This window comes from Dyadobacter sp. AC419 (genome assembly GCF_979253085.1).
In genome coordinates this window covers 126697-148841 of sequence record NZ_CEEDCD010000027.1, presented here as the reverse complement: position 1 = coordinate 148841, position 22145 = coordinate 126697, and the positions used below count along the sequence as shown (strand labels likewise).

Sequence of the window (22145 nt, the reverse complement as noted above, 5' to 3'; positions counted from 1 at the left end):
AGATAATTTTTTATCTCCTTTTTATCTTATAATGCCAATCGTGTTGCTTTTCGCAGCTTGTGAGGAAAAGCAAAAGAAAGAAGGCGCGTTGTACACCGGTCCGTTGGAGCTGGTTAACAATGTCGAAGTGAAATACAGCGAGCAGGGAAAGCTGAAAGTGGTGATGAAAACGCCCAAAAGATTGCGTTTTCAGAATGAAACGGAAGTTTTTCCAGACACGATCAATATCAATTTCTACGATACAACCGGCACCATTGTCACGCGGTTGCGCTCAGATTCCGGCCGATATGATAAGGCAGCGGATGTTTACATTGTGAAAGGAAATGTTCGCGTTGTGAAATCGCAAACCGAGGAGCTTTTAAAAACAACCGAATTGAGCTGGAAGTCCGAGAACAAGAAAGGTGTTTACCGATAAGCCGCTTTCCGTCATTAATAAGCGCACGGCCGAAGTTACAAATGCGATTGGAATGGATGCGGAGCAAGACTTTACCCGCATTAAATTCAGAAAAGCGACCGGCATTTATAAATTCACAGGTCCTCAATAAGATTTGCAGCCCGCAAGCGCTTGTTGCACCGTCTCTATTGGTGTGTATAAGCTGTCTTTTCCCCATTTCATACTGACAAAGCTGACGATCTCAGCAATCTCAATTCCGGTCAACTTTGGATTGGCCGGCATCGGACGATTGAATTCTTTGCCGTTCACGAGGATTGTCCCCTTCATTCCATTTTTGATAATGCAGGCCACTGCTGACTTATCTTTTAAAATATCCGAACCGGCCAGCGGCGGATAGAGGTTGGACATTCCCTTGCCGTCGGCCTGATGGCAATTGGCGCAATATGTTGTGTAAAGCTGATAACCTTCGACAAAATATTGCTCGCTTTTAAGCTCTGAGGCACTTTGGCAAGAGACAATGCTGCAAGCTGAGAATAAGACAATGAATGATTTGAGCATAATGTCCACCCGGCTACTTACTTTTGTATTCGTCGAGCAGAACTTTCATATCAGCGATTAACTTCGCAGTTCCTTCTTCAGTTGTGCCGTCATACATGCCCCTGACGTGCTTTTCTTTGTCAACCAGGATAAATGCGCCGCTGTGAATGTAGCCGCCATCTGCTGTTTTATCTTCCTTTGCAGTTGATAAATAATTCTTCTGACCGATCTCGTAGATCTTCTCTTTCTTACCCGTCAAAAATTGCCATTGTGTGCCTTCAACACCCAAATCGCTTGCAAATTTTTTCAAAACCTGCGGTGTATCATGATCCGGATCGATGGAGTGAGAGAGGATCATCACTTCCGGATTGCCTTTGTATTCATTGAAAACCTTGATCATTTGCCGCTTCATAATCGGACAAATCGTTGGGCAGGTTGTAAAAAAGAAGTCCGCTACGTAGATTTTTCCTTCAACAATTTTCTCAGAAACCGTGTCACCTTCCTGATTTACAAAGGAAAATGCAGGAATTGCATTGTAAATCGTATCCACGACCTCTTTGCCATCAACTGTTTTCTTAACCCAATCGCGCTCACCCAAAATCGGCAGTTTTTTTTCCTCTTTACAGCCGATGAATGCAGCTGCAAAAAACACTATCATTAAAACATATTTATGCATGACTTTTTCACTTGTTTTCATGAGAGGCTATTCCAAAAATGTCTTTGCCTCCTGTATTGATTTTAATGTTGTATGCTTAACCTCCAGAATTTTCTCCTTCTCTTTTTCAAAGTAGGCAACCGCATTTTCAGGTTTTAATTTTTTAGCGGAATCGCCACGATAAGTGTGCATCCAGTTCATCATCAGCTTGTCCGATTCATTCAGCTTTTGATTCAGATCTACGGCCTTAATGCGTTCCTCTGCAATGGTGTTGCTGCTGATTCCTTCGTTTTGCAAACTGTCCATGCTCTGGATCTTCTTCGACAACTGCGATTTTAATGTCATAATCGCGTCCATTTGAGGCATTACTTCATCATGGATCGTCATCACTTCCGCTTCCAGTTCGGAAACCTTATCTTTTTTTGCTTCCTTATCGCAGCTGAATAATGCAAGCGAGAGCAGGAGAGCGGGCACTGAATATTTCATGATTGAGGAGTTAATGTATGGTAATTTATATTGGATTATGCCTGTTCCTTCAGAATCATTTCGCGGGCGTTCAAGAGCACAGATTCAGATGGATTATGTCCGCCGATCATTTGCGCAATTTCCTGCACACGCTCATCAACTGACAATTTTTTGATCTTGCTCACCGTCTTGTCCGAAGAATGATCTTTATAAACAAAGTAATGTGCGTTGCCGCTGCTTGCGATCTGATGTAAATGTGTGATGGCGATAATCTGGTGGTTATGAGCCATATTCAGCATCATTTTGCCCATTTTCCTTGCAATTTCACCGGAAACGCCCGTGTCAATCTCGTCAAAGATAATGGTGGGAAGCTTCCGTTTGTCTGCCAGGATGTATTTTATAACCATCATCAATCTGGAAAATTCTCCTCCCGAAGCAACTTGTTTCAACTCCTGCGGAACGATCCCCTTGTTGCCGCTAAATAAAAAAGCAACGGAATCAATTCCATTCAAGCTTGGCAAAGTCTCTGTAATCTGAATAGATAAACTTGCGTTTGGAATTCCCAGTTCCGAGAGCCTTTCCAAAATCAGCGATTCAATGGCTTTCGTAACTTTTTTGCGTTTCTCAGAAAGCACATTAGCGCTTTTTAACATGGTTTCCCGTGCTTGCGTCGCCAGTTTTTCAGCTTTGATAAGGTCTTCATCAAGGTTTAAAACAATGCTTAACTTACGCTGCAATTCCGCTTCAATGCTCAGTAATTGAGCCACATCAGTCGCCTGATGTTTTTTAAGCAACGTATAAATCAAGTCGAGTCTTTCCTGGACAATTTCAGTCCTGCCCTGATCAACTTCAACACCACCATTGGCCTGATCAATCTCGTCAGCCACATCGCGCAACTCGATCAATGCACTTTGCACACGGGCACGGATGGAGTCATAAACCGGCACAAGTCTGGCTGCCTGGCCAAGCGTATTGACCGTATTTTTTAAAAGTTCAAGAACCGAATTTTCAGGATTATCAAGCAACACATGCGCCAATTGCAGTTTTTCTCGGATCTCGACGGCGTTTTCCAGAATGTTAAGCTCTTGTTCCAACTTTTCCTGTTCACCCGCTTCGAGCTTCGCATTGTCCAGCTCCTGAAACATAAACTGATCATAATCGAACTCTTTGCGCAGCTTCACAGCCTGTTGCTGCAAGTTCTCAAATGCCTTCGCAGCCTCTCGATAAGCATTGAAATCGCGCTGATAAGATTTCAGCAAAGGACCATTATCAGCAAAAGAATCAACGACTTGCAGCTGAAACTCATTATTTCCCAACATTACAGAATCATGCTGGGAATGGATGTCCAACAGCTGACTGCCAATGCGCTTAAGGAATTCCAGATTAACGGGCGTATCATTCACAAATGCACGTGACTTCCCGGCGACCGAAATTTCCCGCCTTACAATGCATTCATCCGCATAGTCCAGATTTTCGTCTTCGAAATTGGGAGCAAGGTCATAACCAGAGAGGTTGAAACTCCCTTCTATGACACATTTTTCGCTGGAATCGTAAAGCGATTTTACGTCAGCACGGTTGCCGAGCAGCAATCCTATGGCGCCAAGCATGATCGACTTTCCAGCGCCTGTTTCACCGGTTATTATATTCAGCCCTGGATCTGGTGACATTTCCAGCTGCTTAATGAGCGCGTAATTCTTTATCAGTAAATTCGAAAGCATATCTATACGAATATAGTTATCAGATCAACAATTAGAAAATATAACCCGTTCGTATCCTGTTTTAGTTGCTTAAGGCTGCTGTGCATCGTAGACAATTTCATAAAGTCCGCTCAAAACGATGTTATGCATGTGATTGCGCGTATCACGAAGCAATAAATGCTCCTTAGTGAAGGACTCTAATTTTCCAAAATGCGTGTTTCCATTGTCCAAAACAACATTAATTTCCCTTCGCAATAAGCTTTCCAATGTGGCTAAAATGTCTTGGGAAGATATGCGGATCAATCTTTTACTCATATTAAGGAAATTTCGAACGAATTGGACTAAGGTTTATAGAGAGAGCCGTTGGTAGAGTTGCGTTTTTGTTGGGTCAAGATTTACAAGAAGACTGTATGCTTTCGCTCGGTCCTCCGGTTGTGCCTCGATCAGAATGCGATAAAGTTCGTCTGATTTGGAATCAAAAAATGAATTGATAACCACACTTGCCGGGCGCAGCTGATTCACTTCTTTGGCTGTATTGAGCACTTCCATCACTTTGGCGCGTGTTTCTGCAGGATTTTGTGTTGCTACATCCAGCCCAAGGCGGTAATATTTGTACATGCCTTCCCGGAACGGCGTAAACTGCTGGCTCATCAAATTTTCGATTAGCCAATAACGATTTCGAGAATCACCATTTGAATCCCAGCCCCGCTTATTTGGCGAAGCATTCCGCGCCTGGTTAATCAGGTTAAAAGCTTTTTGCACATAAGGCGAACCGCCCAGTTTGCTGAAAGAATCATAATCGAAGATCAGTGCAACATTAGCGTAAAACGCCAGAATGTAAGGCAGCTCTTCAGTGTAACTGTTCTCGTTGAAGTAAAGCGGTGTGTTGGGAAGATATGTAAATGTGAAGTTTTTATCGACGTAAGTGAATAAAACCGTTTCGTAATTAGAATTATAAACCGGCCTTGAAACCACCAGCTGGGCATTTCCTTCATAATTGCCCTGGTTAAGCGAGCGGGTAAGGTTCACATTTAACTTACATTTGATCTTCTCCTCTTTTCCAAATTCGTCGTTTGTCCAGCGCGTGTTATTGAGGAAATCATTCATATAAGTCTGCAACTGAGCCATGGACTGCGGATCAGTTTTCTGCTGCGCAATAAGCTGCTCATAATTCAGGTTAACCGAAAACTGAAATTCCTGCGCAAACGACTTTGCAGTGAAATTTCCGACAACCAGTAAGAGCACCAACGCAAATATTTTTTTCATGCTTCACTCCATTTGTTTAAGACAATTTCCAGAATGTCCTGAGCCACTTCATCTTTGCTTTTCAGCTCAAAATGCTTCACATTCTTTTCCTTGTCAATAACGGTTATTTTGTTCGTATCGTGTGCAAAGCCAGCGCCCGGATCATTCAGTGAATTGAGAATGATAATGTCGAAATTTTTGCGGAACAGCTTATCCATCGCATATTCAATCTCTTTTTCAGTTTCCAACGCGAAGCCAATAAGCAGCTGCTTATCTGATTTTTGCTTGCCCAAAGTTCCTGCAATATCCCGCGTCCGAACCAGATCCAATGCCATTTCCTGACCTTGCTTTTTGATTTTGTGCGGTGCAATTGTTCTGGCCGTATAATCTGCAACGGCCGCTGAAAATATGACCACGTCGTTGGATTCGAAATGGTTTTTTGTCTGCTCAAACATTTGTTCAGCACTCTCTACATTCAGGCGTCGAATGGTCGGTTCAGGCGTAGGCAAATTTGTAGGACCGCTAATGAGTGTGACCGAAGATCCCGCAGCAGCAAAAGCACCGGCAATTGCGTAACCCATTTTACCAGATGATCGGTTGCTAATGTATCGCACAGGATCAATGGCTTCCACAGTTGGCCCTGCTGTTATCAGGATTCTTTTCCCGATCGCAACGGATCTTTTTGCAAAAAAACTTGATAAGGAAGCTACAATGGATTCCGGCTCAGCCATACGGCCGTCGCCAATCAGTCCGCTTGCCAGCTCGCCGTGTCCGGGCTCTATAAAATGATTGCCAAAGCGTGTTAGCGAGGCAATGTTCTCTTTTGTGGAAGGATGCAAATACATATCCACGTCCATTGCAGGTGCAAAGAAAACCGGACAACGTGCGGATAAATAGACGGCTGTAAGTAAATCGTCACAATTGCCGGTCGCACATTTGGATAATGTTCTGGCAGTTGCCGGAGCGACAATCATGGCGTCAGCCCAAAGGCCTAGTTCAACGTGATTGTTCCAGCTGCCATTTTCATCAGCGATAAATGTGCTTAATGCAGGATTTTTGGATAAAACGGAAAGTGTGAGCGGCGTTATAAAATCCTTGGCAGATTCGGTCATTACAACCTGAACCTCAGCCTGTGCTTTGACTAATAACCGCACCAAAAATGCGGATTTGTACGCGGCAATGCTGCCTGAGACGGCAACCAGTATTTTTTTACCTTTTAAATTCAATCTTTATGGCTTTGGGTGGTCAAAACCGGAAGGGTTCCGGTCAGCCATAAAGTTACAGAGATAAGTCCAACATTGTGAAATCTTGAAGCTTATAAATGAAAAGCCAGCCGCAAAACGATTTTTGCGGCTGGCTTTCTGCTGATACAATATTATTCTTCTGTTGTATCGCGATATGCGTGATATGTTTTTCCTTCGATAAATTCATCGATTGAAATGCTTCCAGCCTTAGGCATACGCTCGTAAAACTTAGAAATTTCAATTTGTTCCCTGTTTTCAAACACTTCTTCAAGGTTGTCAACACCTGATGCAAATTCGGCAAGCTTGTTGTTAAGCTCTTCCTTCATTTTGCTGGAAATCTGGCGCGCTCTTTTAGAGATTACAGAAACCGACTCGTATAAGTTACCAGTTACGTCTGCGATCTTGTCCGTATCCCGGGTAATGATTGATGGATTGGTTGCCATGCTTATGGTGATATTAGTTGAAATTAAAATCTAACTTATAATCGGACTATTGTCCTTTTGGTTCCGACGCTGTCGGCGTTGTTACTTTCGTTGGCTGATTAGCAGGCGCTGGTTGTGACTCGATCTGCTTTTGTCTGTCCACCTCAGCTTTTGCAATGACTTCAATCTGCTTCTGGCTGTCGTCAAACATCTTTTCCGCGTCTCTGTTGTATTTTCCAGTTGGATATTTGTCGATCAGCTCCTGATAGAACTTCAAAACGTCCTGATATCTTTCCTTTTGCTTAATGCTGAAACTGTTGGCTGCAAGATTATATTGAGATTCCACTTTCAGGAAAGCCAGTTCCTCATTGTATTTTGAATCCGGAAAATCCTTTCGAAAATTTTCAATTGAGATAACCGCTGACTTCATCGACATCGGATTGAAATCGCTGATCTTATGATAAAGACGTGCTCTTTCGTAAGCCTTTCTTTCCAATTTCGATCGCAGTTCCAGAATGTATCGTGTACATTCCTCACGAAAAGCACTTTCAGGATATGTGTTGATGAAATCCTGCATGGCAGAAATTGCCGTGAATGTGCTGCTTTGATCGAGATTATAAGGAGAAGAATCTTTATACAATGAAAAAGCATGCATATAAAGTGCTTCCTGCGCATAATCACTGCGCGCATATGTATCGTAGAACTTCTTGAACAGGAACTGACTTGTATTGTATTGTCCCTGCTGATACTGGGTGTAAGCGTAATAGAACTGCGCAAGCTCAGATTCTGTGCTTCCTTTCAGCAAAGGGATGAGCTCTTCAAAAAGTAATCCCGACCGGTAAAAATCCCCTTTCTTGTAATAAGACATCGCGGCATCATACTTTTCCTGATCCGTGCCCGTCTTTTGTAACTTTAGAATTTGCTACAGGAAGTGATTACAAGGACTGTAATAAAAAGCAAGAAATAGCTTGCTGGACTGTTTTTTCGCATATTAGGTGCAAAGGTAATAAAAAAAGCTACACCATTCATAACGAATGCGTAGCTGATATAGTGTTAAAAATTAGCCTATTGCTGATGACGAACGAGCATTTTTTTTGTGGCTACTTTTTGGCCGTCAAGGGATAACTGATAGAAATAAAGTCCTGTTGGCATATCCTTTGTGTTCACACGCAGCTTTCTATCGTTTTTGCTTAGGGGCAGTTCGGCCATCTGAGAACCGAGTACATTGTAGATAATTAATTTGGCGTCGCGAATGCTGGCCGTAAAGTTGTAATCAAGCTCGGCATATTCGCTGGCCGGATTTTGGGTAAATATTTGAAACTGAAATTTTCTCGTTGCTATAAAGTTGCTCTTCTGCTTTCAGCTGCGCTTCCATGGCAGGCTGTCTTCTCTCGGTGTTTTTCTCAACGATTTCTGTTGTTGCTACACCGGTGCTCTCGGAAGCATTAGGCGTTGAAAAAAGGAATGAGCGGTAAAAACTATTAAGCGCTTTTGGATTTTGCAAAGACAATGGTTTATAACTAGAACCCGTTGCCAAACCAGCAAATTTTATGTTTTCTCCGGAAGCTGGTTTCTTCTTGCTGACCAGGTTCAAGCGGCTCCCATTCGAGACCGATTCGGGCGTTTAAACCTTGCAGGGCCAGTGTTAGTGATAACAATAAGTAAAGTATATTTCTTTTCATAGCGTCATTTTGAGATACTTTTTGACCAATAATTTTTAGGCTATTTTAGTTAAAAAGTACATTACAAAAATATAGAGAAATAATTGTATATTCAAAATATATTGTGTGAATGGGCTCTTTTATTTTAAGAAACTAAAAAACCATGCCTATCTCAAATATTTTCAGTCAGTTTTAAATAATTCGTTATAATTCCTTCCAGATCGTTTTATTCTTGGTTGGTTTCTCTGAAATTCTCACACTAAAACCATCAAGTTGCCGCTCCGCAGTTTTGATTTTTGTAGGCGGGATAAGCTTGCCGTCCGGTTTCCCCACAAATGAGATTTTTTGTACCCGGTTGTCTGTAAAAAGCAAGTTCATTCTTCCACACTCCACACGATTCAGCCCTATGTTTTTCTGCTTATCATCAATTGCATAATAAGCACTTTCGCCGTTTCCATCCACGAGAACCTGTTTTAGCTTGTTTCCAGTTTCGAAATAAGCATTGATAACGCGGCCCTTAACCTGGTTAAATTGTCTCACCAGCGTGTCTTCGGTAATCACAAAAGATTTGCCCTTTAAAAGCATTCGATTGATCTCATTATTTACCAGAAATGCGGTGATTGAATCGGCTTCCATTTGGTAATGCTGGTCACTCCACAAAATGGGCTTTCTGAAAAACCGGATCACCGAATCTGCCGTGTTATATGTGATCGAATCGCACTTGCCCTGGAAGTCAGATTTGTATATGAACACATTCTTGTTTCCTATAAGCTTTCGTGTGCTATCTCTCTGGTTTTCATAGGAATATAATGTGTCGAGCTCTTATATATAATGTATCGTCTGACACTACATTCCGCACATAAGCGTGGCCGAAAATCTTGGAGAAGCCTTCCTTTTCCAGTAGTAACCCTCATCTCCATTCAAGACCGTTTTATCTTTTTTAGCGACGATCACAACGTTGCCTTTTCCCCGGCCATTATTTGTTTTTCCGTCCACTTCCAATGAGTCTGCGGTAAGTGTATACGTTTCATTGTCAACCATAGTCCTTTTCTGAAAAGCCGACTGGGTTGTCTCTGTGTTGTACCGACCTCTCGTGCCTCTTACCGTGCCATCCTTATTCGTAATCTTGGTGTCCCCGTTAAAGTCGGACCACTTTGTAATTGAATTATAGAGAAGGGTATCCGTGGTCAAAACGTATTTCTTATTAACCAGCTTTACGTTTTTATAATAGGTAAACTCTTTGGTCCGCGTGTTATAAAAACCTTCCTTGCTGGTCAAAATATTTTCTTCATCAACTGTGCGGCCAGGCGTTTTGTAATTTGCAATTCCGTTGGCCATATCGTATTCAATTTTTCGGGTAGTCAGCGTTCGTTTGCTGTCTTTAAGAACCGTCTTTTTTCCGCTCACAATGGCCATGCGGGTGTTTCCATAATAGAAGAGCGTGTCGCCCGTAACGGTCACCGTATCACCCTGCACGATCTTGACATTTCCAAAGGCTTCAATCACATTGGTATTAATGTTTTGAATCGCCAGATTGCTATACAAAAGTGCCCCCTTATGCTTGAAAATGCCATTTGTAACACGTCGTGCGTCGACACCATTCTCATTTATAATTTCCAGCTCATCAGACTTAATAATCTCAACGCGATCTTCGCTTTCAGCGGGTTTTTGTTGAGGTAAAGCCTTCTGTGCCAGCAGATAGGGTGAAAAAATCATTAAAGCAAAGAACGTTAATCGGAATATATTGTCTTTGATAAGGATGACGCGTAAAAGTTTAAAAGGGTTGCAGTTTGCGATGTATTTATTTTTCTTCATGTTGCCGTTCTTTCTTTTACCTTTGAAATAAGCGCTGTTTGTCGGCCTGGATAAAAGACATTTATCTATATATACGCCAAAACTACATCAAATACGTTTCTTCGGTTCATGTTAGCTCCTTTTTTAACTTTTATTAACCAACAAAAACTGGATCTGAAATCGCAATCAAGCCTACTGACTGTCAGCGGTGGCGTAGACTCGGTTGTCATGATGCATTTGTTCTATAAAATGGGCTTTCCGGCAGCCGTAGCGCATTGTAATTTTGGATTAAGGGGGAGGAGTCGGATGGGGATGAGTTGTTTGTAAAAGCATTATGTGCACGATATGGCTTTGATTTTTACTCCAAAAAGTTTGATGTAAAAGCTTTTACCAAACAAAACACAGTTTCCACGCAGATGGCCGCGAGAACGCTTCGTTACGGATGGTTTGAAACTTTGAGGACCGAGCAGCATCGCGACTGGATAGTGACTGCTCATCATGCAAATGATTCCCTGGAAACAACCTTGCTTAATGTCGCGCGCGGAACCGGGCTGTCTGGTTTGCACGGCATTTCACCTATAAGAGAACATTTATTAAGGCCGCTTTTGCTGGCCACAAAGGAGCAAATCATTGCCTATGCACAAGAAAATGTATTGCATTGGCGAGAGGACCGGTCCAATAATTCCGACGATTACAAGCGAAACCGAATCCGGCATAGCGTAGTGCCTATTTTGAAAAAGCTAAATCCATCGCTTGAAGACACGCACACCCAGTCCGCAGCCAAGCTGCAAAGCGCAGATCGATTGTTAAAAGAAGCTTTGGATGCGTGGGCCGCTGACGTAGTTGAGATCAAGGGCGAGCAAACCTACATTCGCATTGACGCGCTCATTAGCGCGATAGAACCAGCATATCGGCTTTGGCATTTGCTTCAAGATTTTGGTTTTACATATAATCAGGCTGAAAAAATTGTTGGGAGCCTGTCAGGTATTTCCGGTAAAACATTTCACTCCGCTTCGCATACTTTGCTTGTAGACCGCACACATTTGCTTATTCGGAAAGCTGAGCATGAGGAAGTCGATGAAATATACATTCAGGAAGGACAGCAAGAGGCTAGGGTAGGAGCCCAGGCTCTGACGTTTGAGCATAAGCGGTACGTGTCGGAATTTGAGCATTCGGATAATAAAAATACAATCCACATCGATTTCGAAAAATTGATTTTCCCATTAAAATTGAGAAGATGGAAAATAGGAGACATATTTCAGCCCTTCGGGATGAAGGGTAAGAGCAAAAAGCTAAGCGATTTTTTTACTGATCAGAAACTGGATCGTTTTGCAAAACAAGAGACTTTAATTCTTTTGAATGGAAACGATGAAATAATATGGATCATCGGCCTCCGGATGGATAATCGTTACAGGATTGAGGATCAAAGCGAAGCGGTTCTTAAAGTATGGATTAGCTAAAAACAGCGACTTACTCCACAATTTTTTTAGCCAAATTAGTTGCCAATAAAGATTTTGTTTTTACATTTGCACCACGTTTCGCATACGGCGAAATGATTTAGAGAGATGGCAGAGTGGTCGATTGCGACGGTCTTGAAAACCGTTGACTGTAACAGGTCCGGGGGTTCGAATCCCTCTCTCTCTGCAGGACATGATGTCAAAAGATTCAAAAACCCCGTTTAAACGCTTTAAACGGGGTTTTTGATTTTTACGGACTACCAAAAAATTCAAAAATTACCAATGTTTTTTGACGTTAATCGTGGAACAACGCTTTGATCCAGAATGACGCACAAAAAGGCACTTAACTAGCTGGTTAGTAAGATGTTCACGGAGTGAACATGTTGCGTTTCAATGATAACAATTCGATTTTTGTTCATCTAAAACCAGTCGTATTATGTTAGAAAACAGTTTCGGGTTGAATTTCTTTTTAAAAACCCCAAGAACAGAAAATGAAGATGGCACGCGCGCAATCTACCTGCGTGTCACTGTGAATCACCAAGCTAGAGACATTACCACAAGGAGAACGTGGCATCCGTCCAAATGGAATGTGAGAGCCGGGAGAGCAACCGGGAATAAGGAAGATACCAAGGAGCTCAACGCCTATTTAGACTCGCTTACAACAAAAGTGTTTCAAGCAAAGAAAGCTCTACTAGACGCAGATAAAGAGTTGACGGCTGACGCAATTAAGAATTTGATGCTCGGGAAGGAAGAGAGCAAAATGACAATTCTCAAAATTTTCAAGGAGCACAATGAGCAGGTCGCAGAACTTGTCGGCACCGACTTTGCGCCAGGCACACTCGAGCGATACGAGACTTCGCTCAAACACACTCGTGAGTTCATCAAGTGGAAATATAAGGAAGACGATTTCGATATCAAGAAGTTGGATTTTGAATTTATCTCGCAGTTCGAATACGCCCAGGAAATCGATGACTGGTCCGCTTTGTTGCTAGCTGAGGTCGAGGAACATTTTGAACGCATTAAGGCCGAAGTCGATCAATCCGTAGACACAATCGACAAAGCAGCAGCTGCGATAAGAAGCAACCAACGACCGGTTCATTTTTCCGACAAAAAGCAAGCTTTCTATTATGGCCTGGCGGTGAGTCTTCCATGGTCTGTTGTTGCGATAATTTGCTCGATTTTATTTTCTTGGCTAGTCTCAACAGACGAGGAGTATCGAGAGCGTCTCAGGATTGTTGAAGCTTATGAAAATGCACCGGATTATCGTCTTCTAATGGAGAGTGGAGAGATTGTGCAGGATGAACGCGGTAGTTTTTTGAAGCTCCGACCTCAGGGTAAGAAAGGGGACGTGTTGATTGGGCGAGAATACATTTTTGACAAAAAAACTAAGGAAATGCTCATCCCACTTGGGCGGAAGTAACGCCCCAAAAGTCTGAAATCAGGTTTCGAACAATTTCAAACAAAGACAAGCAAACTCAAACATTTTCGGGAACCACGGTGGTTTTTCCACAGCCAGCTATCGCCGGTACGTCGCAAAAAGCGACTCCCCGGCGGCTGGCCATGGGAAAACCCCTGGACCCCTGCTATTCGCCTCCCGGCTCATAGCCTAATTCGAAGACATTATGGAAAGCAAAAGAAAGGGAAGACCACCGAAAGAGGAGAAGGTTGTGCGAAGGGATCACTTTTCTGTATGGGTTACCAAAGACGAAAAAATCAGGATCAACCAGCTGGTTGAAAAGAGCGGACTTTCAGCAAGCCAATTCTTTTTAACGCTGGCCTTGGACGTTCCCATCAAACGACCGCAAAAGAAAACATTGCCCGCCCGAACAGCCGAGATGATCCGGACGCTCGAACAGCTCAGCGGCATTCTGTCGCTTGCGGTCTTGAAAACAAAGGATCATCAGATGCAAAGTCGGCAATGGATGCAGAGTAGTCAGCATGTGCGGTTGCTTGCACAAATCATCACGCTCTGGATATTTGAAGATTTTGAGATCAGAACATTTCATAAGACGCTCAACAATGTGCAGGAGTGGATGCACCAGTTGACGCTATACATTCAGCGGATCCTGCCGGAATCTCAAAACAAGACCAGCATTCTTGAAACGACTGAAAACATTTTTCGTAATGCCCAAGAGCTATTGGCAAAGTATGAGAGCTACTATCGGCCAGTTGAGCTGGCCGGACAACTTGGGGTATGGAAATCGGATGTGTCGGATCATCCCGATCAAGTGCATAGAATTATTGAAGAGAAGGTCACGGCAATGCTTAAACGTTTCAACTTATGATTGGGAAAGTGGGTTTGGGAAACTTCGCGAAGGGAATATTGAGCTATTGTTATTACGAAAAGGAGTTGACAGCAAAACAATTCAAAGAAGTTACGATTGACGACGTTCGGGAGAGCTTATTTACATTCAGCATCTTGGCATAAATACAATGCAGGACGGAAGGCTGGACTTGGATTACCTTGCGAAGCAAATGCTGGATAACAGGGACAAAAACAGAAATCTCAATAAATATGTTTGGCATCAATCGTTCAGCTTTCCCCCAAGAGAAGATCCGTCCACAGAGAAGCTCACCAGCTTGGTCATAGAGTTTGCAAAGGAATTTGGTTTTGCGGAAAATCAAATGCTTGCCTTCAAGCACAACGACACGAAGCATAAGCACATTCATATTGTCGCGAACCGGATCAACTACAACGGCAAAAACACCGCCGATCATTTTAAGAACTACGCGAGGACGGGCGAATTTTCAAGACGGATGGAATTGGAACTTGGACTCACGATAACTTCTGACATGAGCTTAAATCAAAAAGGAAAGCAGCAAGCGCCAAGGCAGGATACAGCGATCATTAACCTCAGGAGTCTGGTAGACCAAGTTTTAGCAAAAGCATCTTCAATGGAGGAGTTCGCGAAGCAAATGCAAGCGTACGGATTTAAGACGTATATAGGAAGAGGTGTAGCCTTTTTCAATATGCAAAACCGGATGAAAGTGAAAGGTTCTGACCTGGGGAAAGACTATTCACTGCAAAATCTTGAAAAGAGAATGGGCATGGAGATGTCGCAAGCTTTTGTGCCTGTGAAACGGAAGAAAAAGTCTCGGCGGAAACAACAAGGATTAAGTATCTAACGAATGTCAGGATAGAGCAACAGCTGATAACATGTTTTCCAGAGTCGAAAACCACGCACACTTGTCATTCAGTGCAACGAAAGTTACGAAGTAAAAAGTGACGGCTGCAAAGTCTCCGGCTATTTACCGCCGCGTAGGCGCCCCTGGCTATCGCCGCTCCTTAAACCGCCTCCGACTATGCACCCAGGGGGCGATGCCCCGTCACTTTTTCTTCGAGTGGAGTGAGCGATTGCCCTGAGCACAAAGCTGGGCTCGTAACTTTAAAGACTTTCAATCATGAAATCATTAGAAAATGCTCCAAGGATTTATGTAGGCACTTACGGAATGTACAACAGCGGCTCACTCTTCGGGAAATGGTTTGACCTGACAGACTACGCTGATACAAAGGAGTTTTATCAGGATTGCTATGAATACCATAGGAATGAATTTGATCCGGAACTCATGTTTCAAGACTGGGAAAACATTCCGGATTTCTTGATTTCCGAGTGCAGTTTGGATGATAAGGCATTTGATTATTTTCAAGCACTGGACGAGATTGACGATGATACAGCCGAAGCCTTCAAGGTCTACTGCGAACAGATTAGTAGCTGGCCTGGGAATGGGAAGGCATTAAATGCGCAGGTCGAAAGTTTTCAGGAGAGCTACCGCGGATACTTTGGTGGATCGATGAAGGATGCGAAAATAGAGTACGCTTACCAGTACGTTGATGAAACTGGAATGTTGGCTAATGCGCCTTCGATAATTGAACGGTATTTTGATTATGACGCTTTTGCTCGGGACTTATTCTGGAGGGGTATACTGAGGTGGATGGGTACGTCTATGCTGACAACTAAGTTTTCAATAGCGATCTAACCGGTTATGACCGGTTAGATCGCTTTAAATTAATCTCTTTAAGCTTCATCAGGGTGGCAAAGACGAAGCTCGAGAGGTGAATCATGGATTACAACTTGTTTGGGACTTGAACTGGTTGACGAGCAGCTGTTTGATTTGCTCGTTCCAATCCCTCGCTGGAAGTGACTATCAACAAATACCAATATCATTGATCAGATATGTTCTTGAAATTGGTATTATAAGCCGAAGCACCTTCACCAGAAACCGCTTGCAATGCATTCTTCTTGCTTAGATTATATGAAATCCCGACGAATGGGCGTACAACAAATTTTTCAAAAGTCGGAACGGTGTAGGAAGCATATTTTACATCGGGGGAGACAATCATGTAAATCCGGTCACTCTCTTTTTCTTTGACGATATCTTCACGTGATATTTCTTCAACCTGTGTGGGTAGATCTGAGTTTGGTTTATAAAATTTAAAGTTCGAGCTTGACAAATCCAGGTGATTGGTTCTTCCAAAGGCAAGCCCAAAATGTGCAATGATCCGTTCTGTTTTGCCAAAATGCATGGAAGCACTGGCAAGGAATTGTAGTCGTTGGTTTGTTGAGTAGGCCACCCCTACACTTCCTCCCAAATTAAGCCATCGGGCTCCGTTTCTAGGCGCAAGATTGACCATGCCCCCAAATGCGAAATCGGCCCTTCCATCGTCCTGCCTCAAAATCCGAATGCTATCTACTTCATTTCTAGTGCCTAATAGAATTTTATTATAGGTATTGTCGGTTAATCTGGTCGCTACTAATGCGACACTGAAATCAACTTTCATTCCGCCTTTCAGCCAAAAATCGTAGTTGTATGTCTGTTTTCCTTTGGTCACCTTATCATCCCGCGACACCGTGTACCTTATAACGTCAATATTTTTAAGGTTACTGTGCGTAGGTAGCGTGTATTGAACAGTTGAATTCTTGATAATGAATTCCAGATTTTTGAGGTATGCAAGCAGGAACAAATAATTGCTATTGATTTTCTTGGCAATGTTTTGATATAATTCAGAATTGACGTCCAGATAACTTACCATGATCTGTAACTCGGCACTGGTTTGTTGAATAAAACTAAATGTGCTTGACAGATTTTTTTTCCGGTAGAATATAACCCGTTGCAGTGAGTCGGGGATACTATTGCTATTTTCCAGAATGTTGTTGAAACTCGAATAGTCCCTGAACTGATTTTGTACAAGTACGCCAATTTTTGTAATGATGTTAAGTACAAACTCTTCATATAGTTGGAACCTTTTGTCAAGGATCTGCTGCCTAATACTGGTAATATTCTCAGCATAACGGCTATCGCTGTTACCATAATTGGATTGATAAATTCCATAAGGTGTGTTTGGATTTTCAAACCAGGTAAAATTATATTCTTTTAGAAGATCCATGAATTTATCCCTGCCGTCCAGATCATTCATAAGGTAATATGGGTCATAGTCCAGCCGTGACAAGACCTTCTCAATTTGAATGAATTTTTCATGGTGATCTCCATAGTCAAAAGCGAATTTTTGTTGTAAATATTTAATTTCACTGATAGCTGAATCACTTCCAAGAGACATCTTTTTGTATTGTTCCAAAATGCTAAATCTTGGATTATTAAGAGGAAGTCCGCTGGTAAAAGTCTGGTATTCCTTTAAAATTTTGCTTCTGAGTGTTTCTAGTTTGGCCTGGCGGGAAAATAACTTTTTATTACGGTCGGGACCGAAAAAGTCTGCATACGATTTTTTCTGGCTTTCGCTAGCACTTGCACTGTCGCGAATACTTCCCTGATTTGAACTTTGAATATCAGACCAAATCTGACTGACTTCTGCATCTATTGAAGCCAAGGAATCATTCGTAGCATTGATTCGTTTTTGAAAATCCTGCATACGGAGTTTGACTTTGCTGGAAATACTATCCGTTTTAAAAATTTCTGGGATACGAATTTCGGGCGCAACATTCAGAAAATCGTTGTTGACAAACGTGTTGATGGAAAATGTTAAAGCTGAATTTTCCATGAACTGGGGTAACTGCTTCGTTATTTAAAAAGTATTTATATCGAAGCGGATTTATTCCAGTTATCTGAAATACACTGGGCCGGTTTGTTGCGACTTCAAGTTTAGTAACAACCTGCCTTGCGCCCCCGTTTGTAAGCTTTATAATACTCAATCCATTTGGATCACTCGTGGACAAGGTAAAAACATCGGTGTTGATGTGTTCCTGGCAAAACGAAATGGCAGGCAGGAGCAGCAGTAACAAAACAGCTGAGTAGATAACATTTGTTTTCATAACTGAGACAGAATAAGGTCGATTGACTTTAACTATTATGTCTCAAAACTATCATTTGGTCAATTCGGATAGAAGGGGATAATTACCCGATATGCCCGGGATAATTCCCGTTTCTGTCTCGAATAATGTATGTCATATCTCAAATATCCCCAACCGAATCGCCTCCAGCACCATCCCGACCCTGCTTTTTACATTCATTTTTTGAAAGACCGATTCCCGGTAACCATCGACAGTCCTCGGGCTGACACACATTTTGTCGGCGATCTCAACGTAGGTGTAGTCGCTGCACGATAGACGGATGAAGGATAGCTCACGATCGTTGACATTGAGAAGCTCTACGGGGTTCTGAATTTTTTCTGGGTTTAGGCTTTTAATGAGCTGGCTGGTAACATACTCGGTATAATAAAATCCTTTGGCAGTCATCGAGTCCAATGCCTGTTTCAGCTCATGGGGTTTACATCCTTTCAACAAATAACCTCCGGCGCCGTTTCGCAACATTTTCACAATAGCCTCCTCTTTGTTATTCATGGAAAGCGCCAGGATTTTAATTTCTTTGTGGTTGGTTTTGAGCCATTGTGCAATCTCATAGCCATCCATATCAGGCATATTGATATCGAGGAGGACAATCTCCGGGATCATTCCGAGCCGGATGTGATGCATGAGGTCCTCCCCACTGAATGCCTCGAAAAGGACTTCGTAATCTTCAAATTTCTGGATGAGGCCCGACAATGCCCTGGCCATTAATTCATGGTCGTCGACAATCGCGATTTTGGTTTTCATCATTTGCTAAAGGAGGATTTGAGAATTGCTTAACGGGAGTTGAATTTCGATGGTGGTACTTTCGCCCGGATTTGTTTCAATGTTAAATTTTCCGCCAATCATTTCGGACCTTCTCCGGATCGTATCCAGTCCTGGAAATGTTGCAGTTTGGTTATTCAGGTCCGGTATCTGCGCTGGGAAACCCTCGTTAGCATAAATGAATCGCAATGTAAATTGGATAGGTTCATAGAGAAGTATAAGGTGAATTTTTCCGGACTTCGCATTCTTCGGGAGCTGCTTAAGAACCTCCTGGCAAATGCGAAAAAGAACGATCTCAATTTCAGGACCCAGAGAAAACGGGTTGCCTTTCGTCGAAAGTTCAGTCATAAACTTACTGGTTTTTCGTAATCGCAGCAACTCCTGCGACAAATAGTCCCGCATTCTGAAATTGCCTACAAAATTACCGTCCAGACCTTTGGTGATGTTTCGAAGATCGGTAAGCGAGTGGCTGATCATTTCGTCGGTCTGCGTGATGTATTCCTGGTTTTCGGTGTTTTGATTGATTTCTTCCAGAATGTTCAGATTGATCTTGGCGACCGCCAAAAGCTGACCAATATTTTCGTGCAATTCCTGGCTGATCTGCTGTAAAGCGGAGCTTTGCACTTCAACCTGAGTCTGAAGTATTTCCCTGGTGTACCTGATTTGTTTTGCCGCCCTTTTTCTCACCGACTTTCTTTTTGCCAAAAAGAGCATTGAGACAATAATACCGGTTGTCGCCAGTACAAAGCTGATCATGTTAAAAATTGAAAGATCGGGGAGGTAATTCATTCGGATCTCTAAAAGCAAATACAGATATGTTTCCTGCAAACATAGCTTGATTATCAGTCTGAGAATAGGTGAAAATCCCCGCTTTAACCGTGGAACAAAGGGGAAAAATACGGTTGATCATAACCTGGTGTGAACACGAAATTTGTCTTGTTCAATGCTCATTACCTGAGCCTGTTACGTAACCTTCCTCTATTCTCAAAAGTTAAACCCCCGAAAAACCATGCAAAAAATCTTCTGTTTACTTTACCTCTGCCTCATTGCAGGACAAGCGACGACATTTGCGCAAGACGTGATCGTAAAAAATGACCGGACTGAGATAAAGAGCCATGTGATCGAAATCACCGAACGCAGGTGAAATATAAGAAATGGCAATTCCAGGATGGCCTGCTCTACAATTTATCCAGATCGGCAATTTTCATGATCATTTACGCCAATGGGCAGAGAGAACTGATGAAACAAAGTACCTCAGTTTCCTCGGCATCTATCCTTCCCGTTCAACGTCAGGAGTCCGTTGAACCTCAGCGGCAGCAATCCGCACCTGTTGCAACACCGCTGGCCGGACTTCCAAAACCATCTGCGGAAATTGAGCTGGACACCGCGATTGATTACAAGAACATCAAAGTGAAATATAAACCGACGCGGCTCCTGGTGAACTTCGAAACGCCCCTCAATTTCGGCTTTGACCAGGAAATACGTATAATTAAGAACGTTCTGAACCTTGGCGCTTCCTATCACGTGATTTTCCCAACCAATTTTGTGACGGAACAAAAAATGGGATTTCTGTATGGCAGCATTTTATTTTCCATTAAACCGATTTTCGGGAAACTACAAGGAGCAGGACAAAGGATTATTTCTTTTCGGTCACGCGGGATATCTGACAGGGTCTTACAAGCCGGCAGGAAGTTATCAATACTCGACCGAAACGACCTATTATGGCGGCTTTTCATACCGGGTTGGAGCCGATTATCTTTTTTCGAAGCGGTTCGGACTGTCCTTTGTGTCCTATGAATTCAAAACGTTTTACGCAGGCATTGTACTCTCAATACTCTGATGGACAGAATAATAGAAAAAAAGACATTCCTTTACCTGCTGCTGACTTTGTTGATACCCAGGTTGTCTGCGCAAGACATTCGCGTGATGAACGACAGCACAGAGCAGCATGTAAAAGTGACCGAAATTAACGGCAACGACATATTCTTTACGCAGAGTGGAAGAAAAGGCAGCCTGATTTCGAGAATCCATTCCTCAAAAATTTTTATGATTTTATATAAGGATGGATCGAGAGAAACTTTTAGACCCCAGGAGGAATATTTTACAAGTCCCGACCCCGGAAAAGCACCTTAAGCAAAAACGATGTCGCCTGCGGCCTATGACCTGAACGAGGGGTTATTTACTGTGAATCTCGTAAGCTACACTAGTGCCCATAGCTTTAAAGAAAAAGGGTTTGTCGAGTAAGGAAGTTGTATGTTACGGTGGGATTTTGCAAGTCAAATTAGGCCTCTCACATTGCACCTCGCCGAGCAAAAGCCGCTTTCTGTAGTGATGCTCTGGCTGGATGCCAATTTCAGCAAAACGCGCAAAATGTGATTCCAACTTAATAAACCTTTGAAATGAAATGAAATCTACCAAAAATTGATTCTGTCCTGACTGGACTTTGTGTGATCCTCACGCTCGAAACGCGGGCACAAAATGCGAAAATGGATATTATCATCAAGAGAAACAACTCTAAGATTGATGCACTTGTGATCGAAATGGACGACCAATTTATTAAGTATAAAAAAGCAGAGAACTTAAACGGGCCACTCTACAACATTTCGAAAAATGAGGTAGTGTCCATCCTTTGCCGAAACGGCGAAGTCGAAAATTTCAACACCATTTCTGCCAACCTCCAGCCAGCTACAGATCCGACGGTCCAGGTGGGTCCGCAGGGATCACGCATTGCGGCTGATCAACCACCATCCGTTACCGAGACCATTCCGGCACTGGCCAACTCGCCAAGAAATGCGTTCGAAAGAAGTGTACAGCAAACAAAATCCGATCGGTTGAGGATTGACTACAAGCGATACAAATCCAAAGGATCCCATGGATTGGTGATGGGAATTATTTTCACTGGACTGGGCATCGGAGCGATCGGAGCGGGGGCAATTCTGATTTCGGACACCTATGATTATGATGGTTATAACTACAATTTAGGATATAATGAAGAAAAATACTACGGCGGGATAGCAGCAATAGCAACCGGAGTGGCCCTGGCTGGAGGATTGGGCACAATCGGCTGGATTAAAGTGGCCAGCAACAAATCCAAAGCTCGGGTAATCGGCAACAAACTTACCAGGCGGAAAGAATCGGTTGTATCATTTAAGGTGATGCCCGGGTATCATGTTGGGAGTAAGGCTGGGTATATGAGTTTGAGTGTGTGGTTTTGAGGGGGTTGGAGTTAGGTTCCTTTTAAAACGGCCATTTTTGGCTGCCTTTTTGATTTCATTTTGAATATTAATAACTTATTAATATTCAGTGTAATACTTTCTAGACATCAAATTCATATGGTACGACTGCTAAGATCGGTGTCCGAATGGCAGATCATTTTATAAGTATGAGTTATATTCTTGTTCAAAGCCGTCTGTTTCGGGGATTTTAGATTCATTTTAGCGACCGACAAACGCTGAACAATATCTTCAGAGTCTTTTATAGTAGGTTCTACTAGGATTTTTCTTATATTAA

27 protein-coding genes, 1 tRNA gene and 1 pseudogene are annotated in these 22145 nt (G+C 42.7%); 13 read left to right on the top strand and 16 right to left on the bottom strand.

The window, feature by feature from the left end:
• Positions 1–31: 31 nt before the first annotated feature.
• Both lptC and AC0IYG_RS25535 read left to right on the top strand, forming a co-directional pair.
• Positions 32–415 carry an LPS export ABC transporter periplasmic protein LptC gene (gene lptC, locus AC0IYG_RS25540; protein ID WP_471713910.1) on the top strand — a complete coding sequence of 128 codons (384 nt, stop codon included), beginning with the start codon at positions 32–34 and terminating at the stop codon, positions 413–415.
• Positions 402–545 carry a hypothetical protein gene (locus AC0IYG_RS25535; RefSeq protein WP_471713909.1) on the top strand — a complete coding sequence of 48 codons (144 nt, stop codon included), beginning with the start codon at positions 402–404 and terminating at the stop codon, positions 543–545. The genes lptC and AC0IYG_RS25535 overlap by 14 nt, the downstream gene beginning before the upstream one ends.
• On the opposite strand, the gene AC0IYG_RS25530 is transcribed toward AC0IYG_RS25535, so the two are convergent.
• The 13 genes and pseudogenes from AC0IYG_RS25530 to AC0IYG_RS25470 form a co-directional block, all read right to left on the bottom strand.
• Positions 539–952: a c-type cytochrome gene (locus AC0IYG_RS25530; RefSeq protein ID WP_471713908.1), complete on the bottom strand. Its 414-nt coding sequence runs from the start codon at positions 950–952 to the stop codon at positions 539–541. The two genes, AC0IYG_RS25535 and AC0IYG_RS25530, sit on opposite strands and share 7 nt — an antisense overlap.
• Positions 953–965: 13 nt before the next feature.
• On the bottom strand, positions 966–1589 hold the full coding sequence (locus tag AC0IYG_RS25525) for an SCO family protein (protein WP_471713907.1): 624 nt from the start codon (positions 1587–1589) through the stop codon (positions 966–968).
• Between the two features lie 45 nt (positions 1590–1634).
• Positions 1635–2072 carry a viral A-type inclusion protein gene (locus AC0IYG_RS25520; protein WP_471713906.1) on the bottom strand — a complete coding sequence of 146 codons (438 nt, stop codon included), beginning with the start codon at positions 2070–2072 and terminating at the stop codon, positions 1635–1637.
• 35 nt (positions 2073–2107) lie between these two features.
• Positions 2108–3769: a DNA repair protein RecN gene (gene recN, locus AC0IYG_RS25515; RefSeq protein WP_471713904.1), complete on the bottom strand. Its 1662-nt coding sequence runs from the start codon at positions 3767–3769 to the stop codon at positions 2108–2110.
• Positions 3770–3838: 69 nt separating this feature from the next.
• A complete protein-coding gene (locus tag AC0IYG_RS25510; RefSeq protein ID WP_471713903.1) occupies positions 3839–4063 on the bottom strand; it encodes a hypothetical protein in 225 nt (74 codons plus the stop codon).
• 33 nt (positions 4064–4096) lie between these two features.
• The gene (gene porD / locus AC0IYG_RS25505) at positions 4097–5014 is read right to left on the bottom strand and encodes a type IX secretion system protein PorD (RefSeq protein WP_471713902.1); all 918 of its coding nucleotides are present in this window, start codon (positions 5012–5014) and stop codon (positions 4097–4099) included.
• Positions 5011–6219, bottom strand: a complete 1209-nt coding sequence (gene coaBC / locus AC0IYG_RS25500; RefSeq protein WP_471713901.1) for a bifunctional phosphopantothenoylcysteine decarboxylase/phosphopantothenate--cysteine ligase CoaBC — start codon at positions 6217–6219, stop codon at positions 5011–5013. The genes porD and coaBC overlap by 4 nt, the downstream gene beginning before the upstream one ends.
• A 149-nt stretch (positions 6220–6368) precedes the next feature.
• Positions 6369–6680: a DNA-directed RNA polymerase subunit omega gene (locus AC0IYG_RS25495; RefSeq protein WP_026632203.1), complete on the bottom strand. Its 312-nt coding sequence runs from the start codon at positions 6678–6680 to the stop codon at positions 6369–6371.
• Positions 6681–6726: 46 nt separating this feature from the next.
• Positions 6727–7649 (bottom strand): annotated as a pseudogene (locus AC0IYG_RS25490) (outer membrane protein assembly factor BamD).
• Between the two features lie 75 nt (positions 7650–7724).
• Positions 7725–7913 carry a T9SS type A sorting domain-containing protein gene (locus AC0IYG_RS25485; protein ID WP_471714340.1) on the bottom strand — a complete coding sequence of 63 codons (189 nt, stop codon included), beginning with the start codon at positions 7911–7913 and terminating at the stop codon, positions 7725–7727.
• Positions 7914–7932: 19 nt separating this feature from the next.
• Complete coding sequence (locus AC0IYG_RS25480; RefSeq protein WP_471713900.1) at positions 7933–8253, bottom strand: hypothetical protein; 321 nt, start codon at positions 8251–8253, stop codon at positions 7933–7935.
• A 271-nt stretch (positions 8254–8524) separates the two neighbouring features.
• Positions 8525–9073 carry a hypothetical protein gene (locus AC0IYG_RS25475; RefSeq protein ID WP_471713898.1) on the bottom strand — a complete coding sequence of 183 codons (549 nt, stop codon included), beginning with the start codon at positions 9071–9073 and terminating at the stop codon, positions 8525–8527.
• 93 nt (positions 9074–9166) lie between these two features.
• Positions 9167–10036, bottom strand: coding sequence for an OstA-like protein (locus AC0IYG_RS25470; protein WP_471713897.1), 870 nt, complete (start codon positions 10034–10036; stop codon positions 9167–9169).
• A 395-nt stretch (positions 10037–10431) separates the two neighbouring features.
• Between AC0IYG_RS25470 and tilS the strand changes: the two genes are divergently transcribed.
• The 7 genes from tilS (at position 10432) to AC0IYG_RS25435 (ending at position 15549) form a co-directional block, all read left to right on the top strand.
• Entirely contained in the window at positions 10432–11574 is a 1143-nt protein-coding gene (gene tilS / locus AC0IYG_RS25465; RefSeq protein ID WP_471713896.1) for a tRNA lysidine(34) synthetase TilS, read from the top strand.
• A gap of 99 nt (positions 11575–11673) precedes the next feature.
• Positions 11674–11758, top strand: a tRNA-Ser gene (locus AC0IYG_RS25460).
• Positions 11759–12007: 249 nt separating this feature from the next.
• Positions 12008–12991, top strand: coding sequence for a phage integrase SAM-like domain-containing protein (locus tag AC0IYG_RS25455; RefSeq protein WP_471713895.1), 984 nt, complete (start codon positions 12008–12010; stop codon positions 12989–12991).
• A 202-nt stretch (positions 12992–13193) separates the two neighbouring features.
• A complete protein-coding gene (locus AC0IYG_RS25450; protein ID WP_471713893.1) occupies positions 13194–13856 on the top strand; it encodes a plasmid mobilization protein in 663 nt (220 codons plus the stop codon).
• Positions 13853–13999 carry a hypothetical protein gene (locus AC0IYG_RS25445; RefSeq protein WP_471713892.1) on the top strand — a complete coding sequence of 49 codons (147 nt, stop codon included), beginning with the start codon at positions 13853–13855 and terminating at the stop codon, positions 13997–13999. The genes AC0IYG_RS25450 and AC0IYG_RS25445 overlap by 4 nt, the downstream gene beginning before the upstream one ends.
• Positions 14000–14004: 5 nt before the next feature.
• Positions 14005–14697, top strand: a complete 693-nt coding sequence (locus tag AC0IYG_RS25440) for a relaxase/mobilization nuclease domain-containing protein (protein ID WP_471713891.1) — start codon at positions 14005–14007, stop codon at positions 14695–14697.
• Positions 14698–14973: 276 nt separating this feature from the next.
• Complete coding sequence (locus tag AC0IYG_RS25435; protein ID WP_471713890.1) at positions 14974–15549, top strand: antirestriction protein ArdA; 576 nt, start codon at positions 14974–14976, stop codon at positions 15547–15549.
• Positions 15550–15733: 184 nt separating this feature from the next.
• On the opposite strand, the gene AC0IYG_RS25430 is transcribed toward AC0IYG_RS25435, so the two are convergent.
• From AC0IYG_RS25430 to AC0IYG_RS25420, 3 genes are all read right to left on the bottom strand, one after another.
• Entirely contained in the window at positions 15734–17437 is a 1704-nt protein-coding gene (locus AC0IYG_RS25430) for a hypothetical protein (RefSeq protein WP_471713889.1), read from the bottom strand.
• Between the two features lie 532 nt (positions 17438–17969).
• Complete coding sequence (locus tag AC0IYG_RS25425) at positions 17970–18620, bottom strand: response regulator (RefSeq protein ID WP_471713888.1); 651 nt, start codon at positions 18618–18620, stop codon at positions 17970–17972.
• Positions 18621–18623: 3 nt separating this feature from the next.
• On the bottom strand, positions 18624–19391 hold the full coding sequence (locus AC0IYG_RS25420; protein ID WP_471713887.1) for a sensor histidine kinase: 768 nt from the start codon (positions 19389–19391) through the stop codon (positions 18624–18626).
• Between the two features lie 253 nt (positions 19392–19644).
• Here AC0IYG_RS25420 and AC0IYG_RS25415 point away from each other — a divergent pair, with 253 nt between their 5' ends.
• From AC0IYG_RS25415 to AC0IYG_RS25400, 4 genes are all read left to right on the top strand, one after another.
• Entirely contained in the window at positions 19645–19779 is a 135-nt protein-coding gene (locus AC0IYG_RS25415; RefSeq protein WP_471713886.1) for a hypothetical protein, read from the top strand.
• Complete coding sequence (locus AC0IYG_RS25410) at positions 19776–20432, top strand: hypothetical protein (protein WP_471713885.1); 657 nt, start codon at positions 19776–19778, stop codon at positions 20430–20432. The genes AC0IYG_RS25415 and AC0IYG_RS25410 overlap by 4 nt, the downstream gene beginning before the upstream one ends.
• A gap of 42 nt (positions 20433–20474) precedes the next feature.
• Positions 20475–20768 (top strand): hypothetical protein, encoded by a 294-nt coding sequence (locus AC0IYG_RS25405; RefSeq protein ID WP_471713884.1) that lies wholly within the window; start codon positions 20475–20477, stop codon positions 20766–20768.
• A gap of 353 nt (positions 20769–21121) precedes the next feature.
• On the top strand, positions 21122–21850 hold the full coding sequence (locus AC0IYG_RS25400) for a hypothetical protein (protein ID WP_471713883.1): 729 nt from the start codon (positions 21122–21124) through the stop codon (positions 21848–21850).
• The last annotated feature ends 295 nt before the right edge of the window (positions 21851–22145 follow it).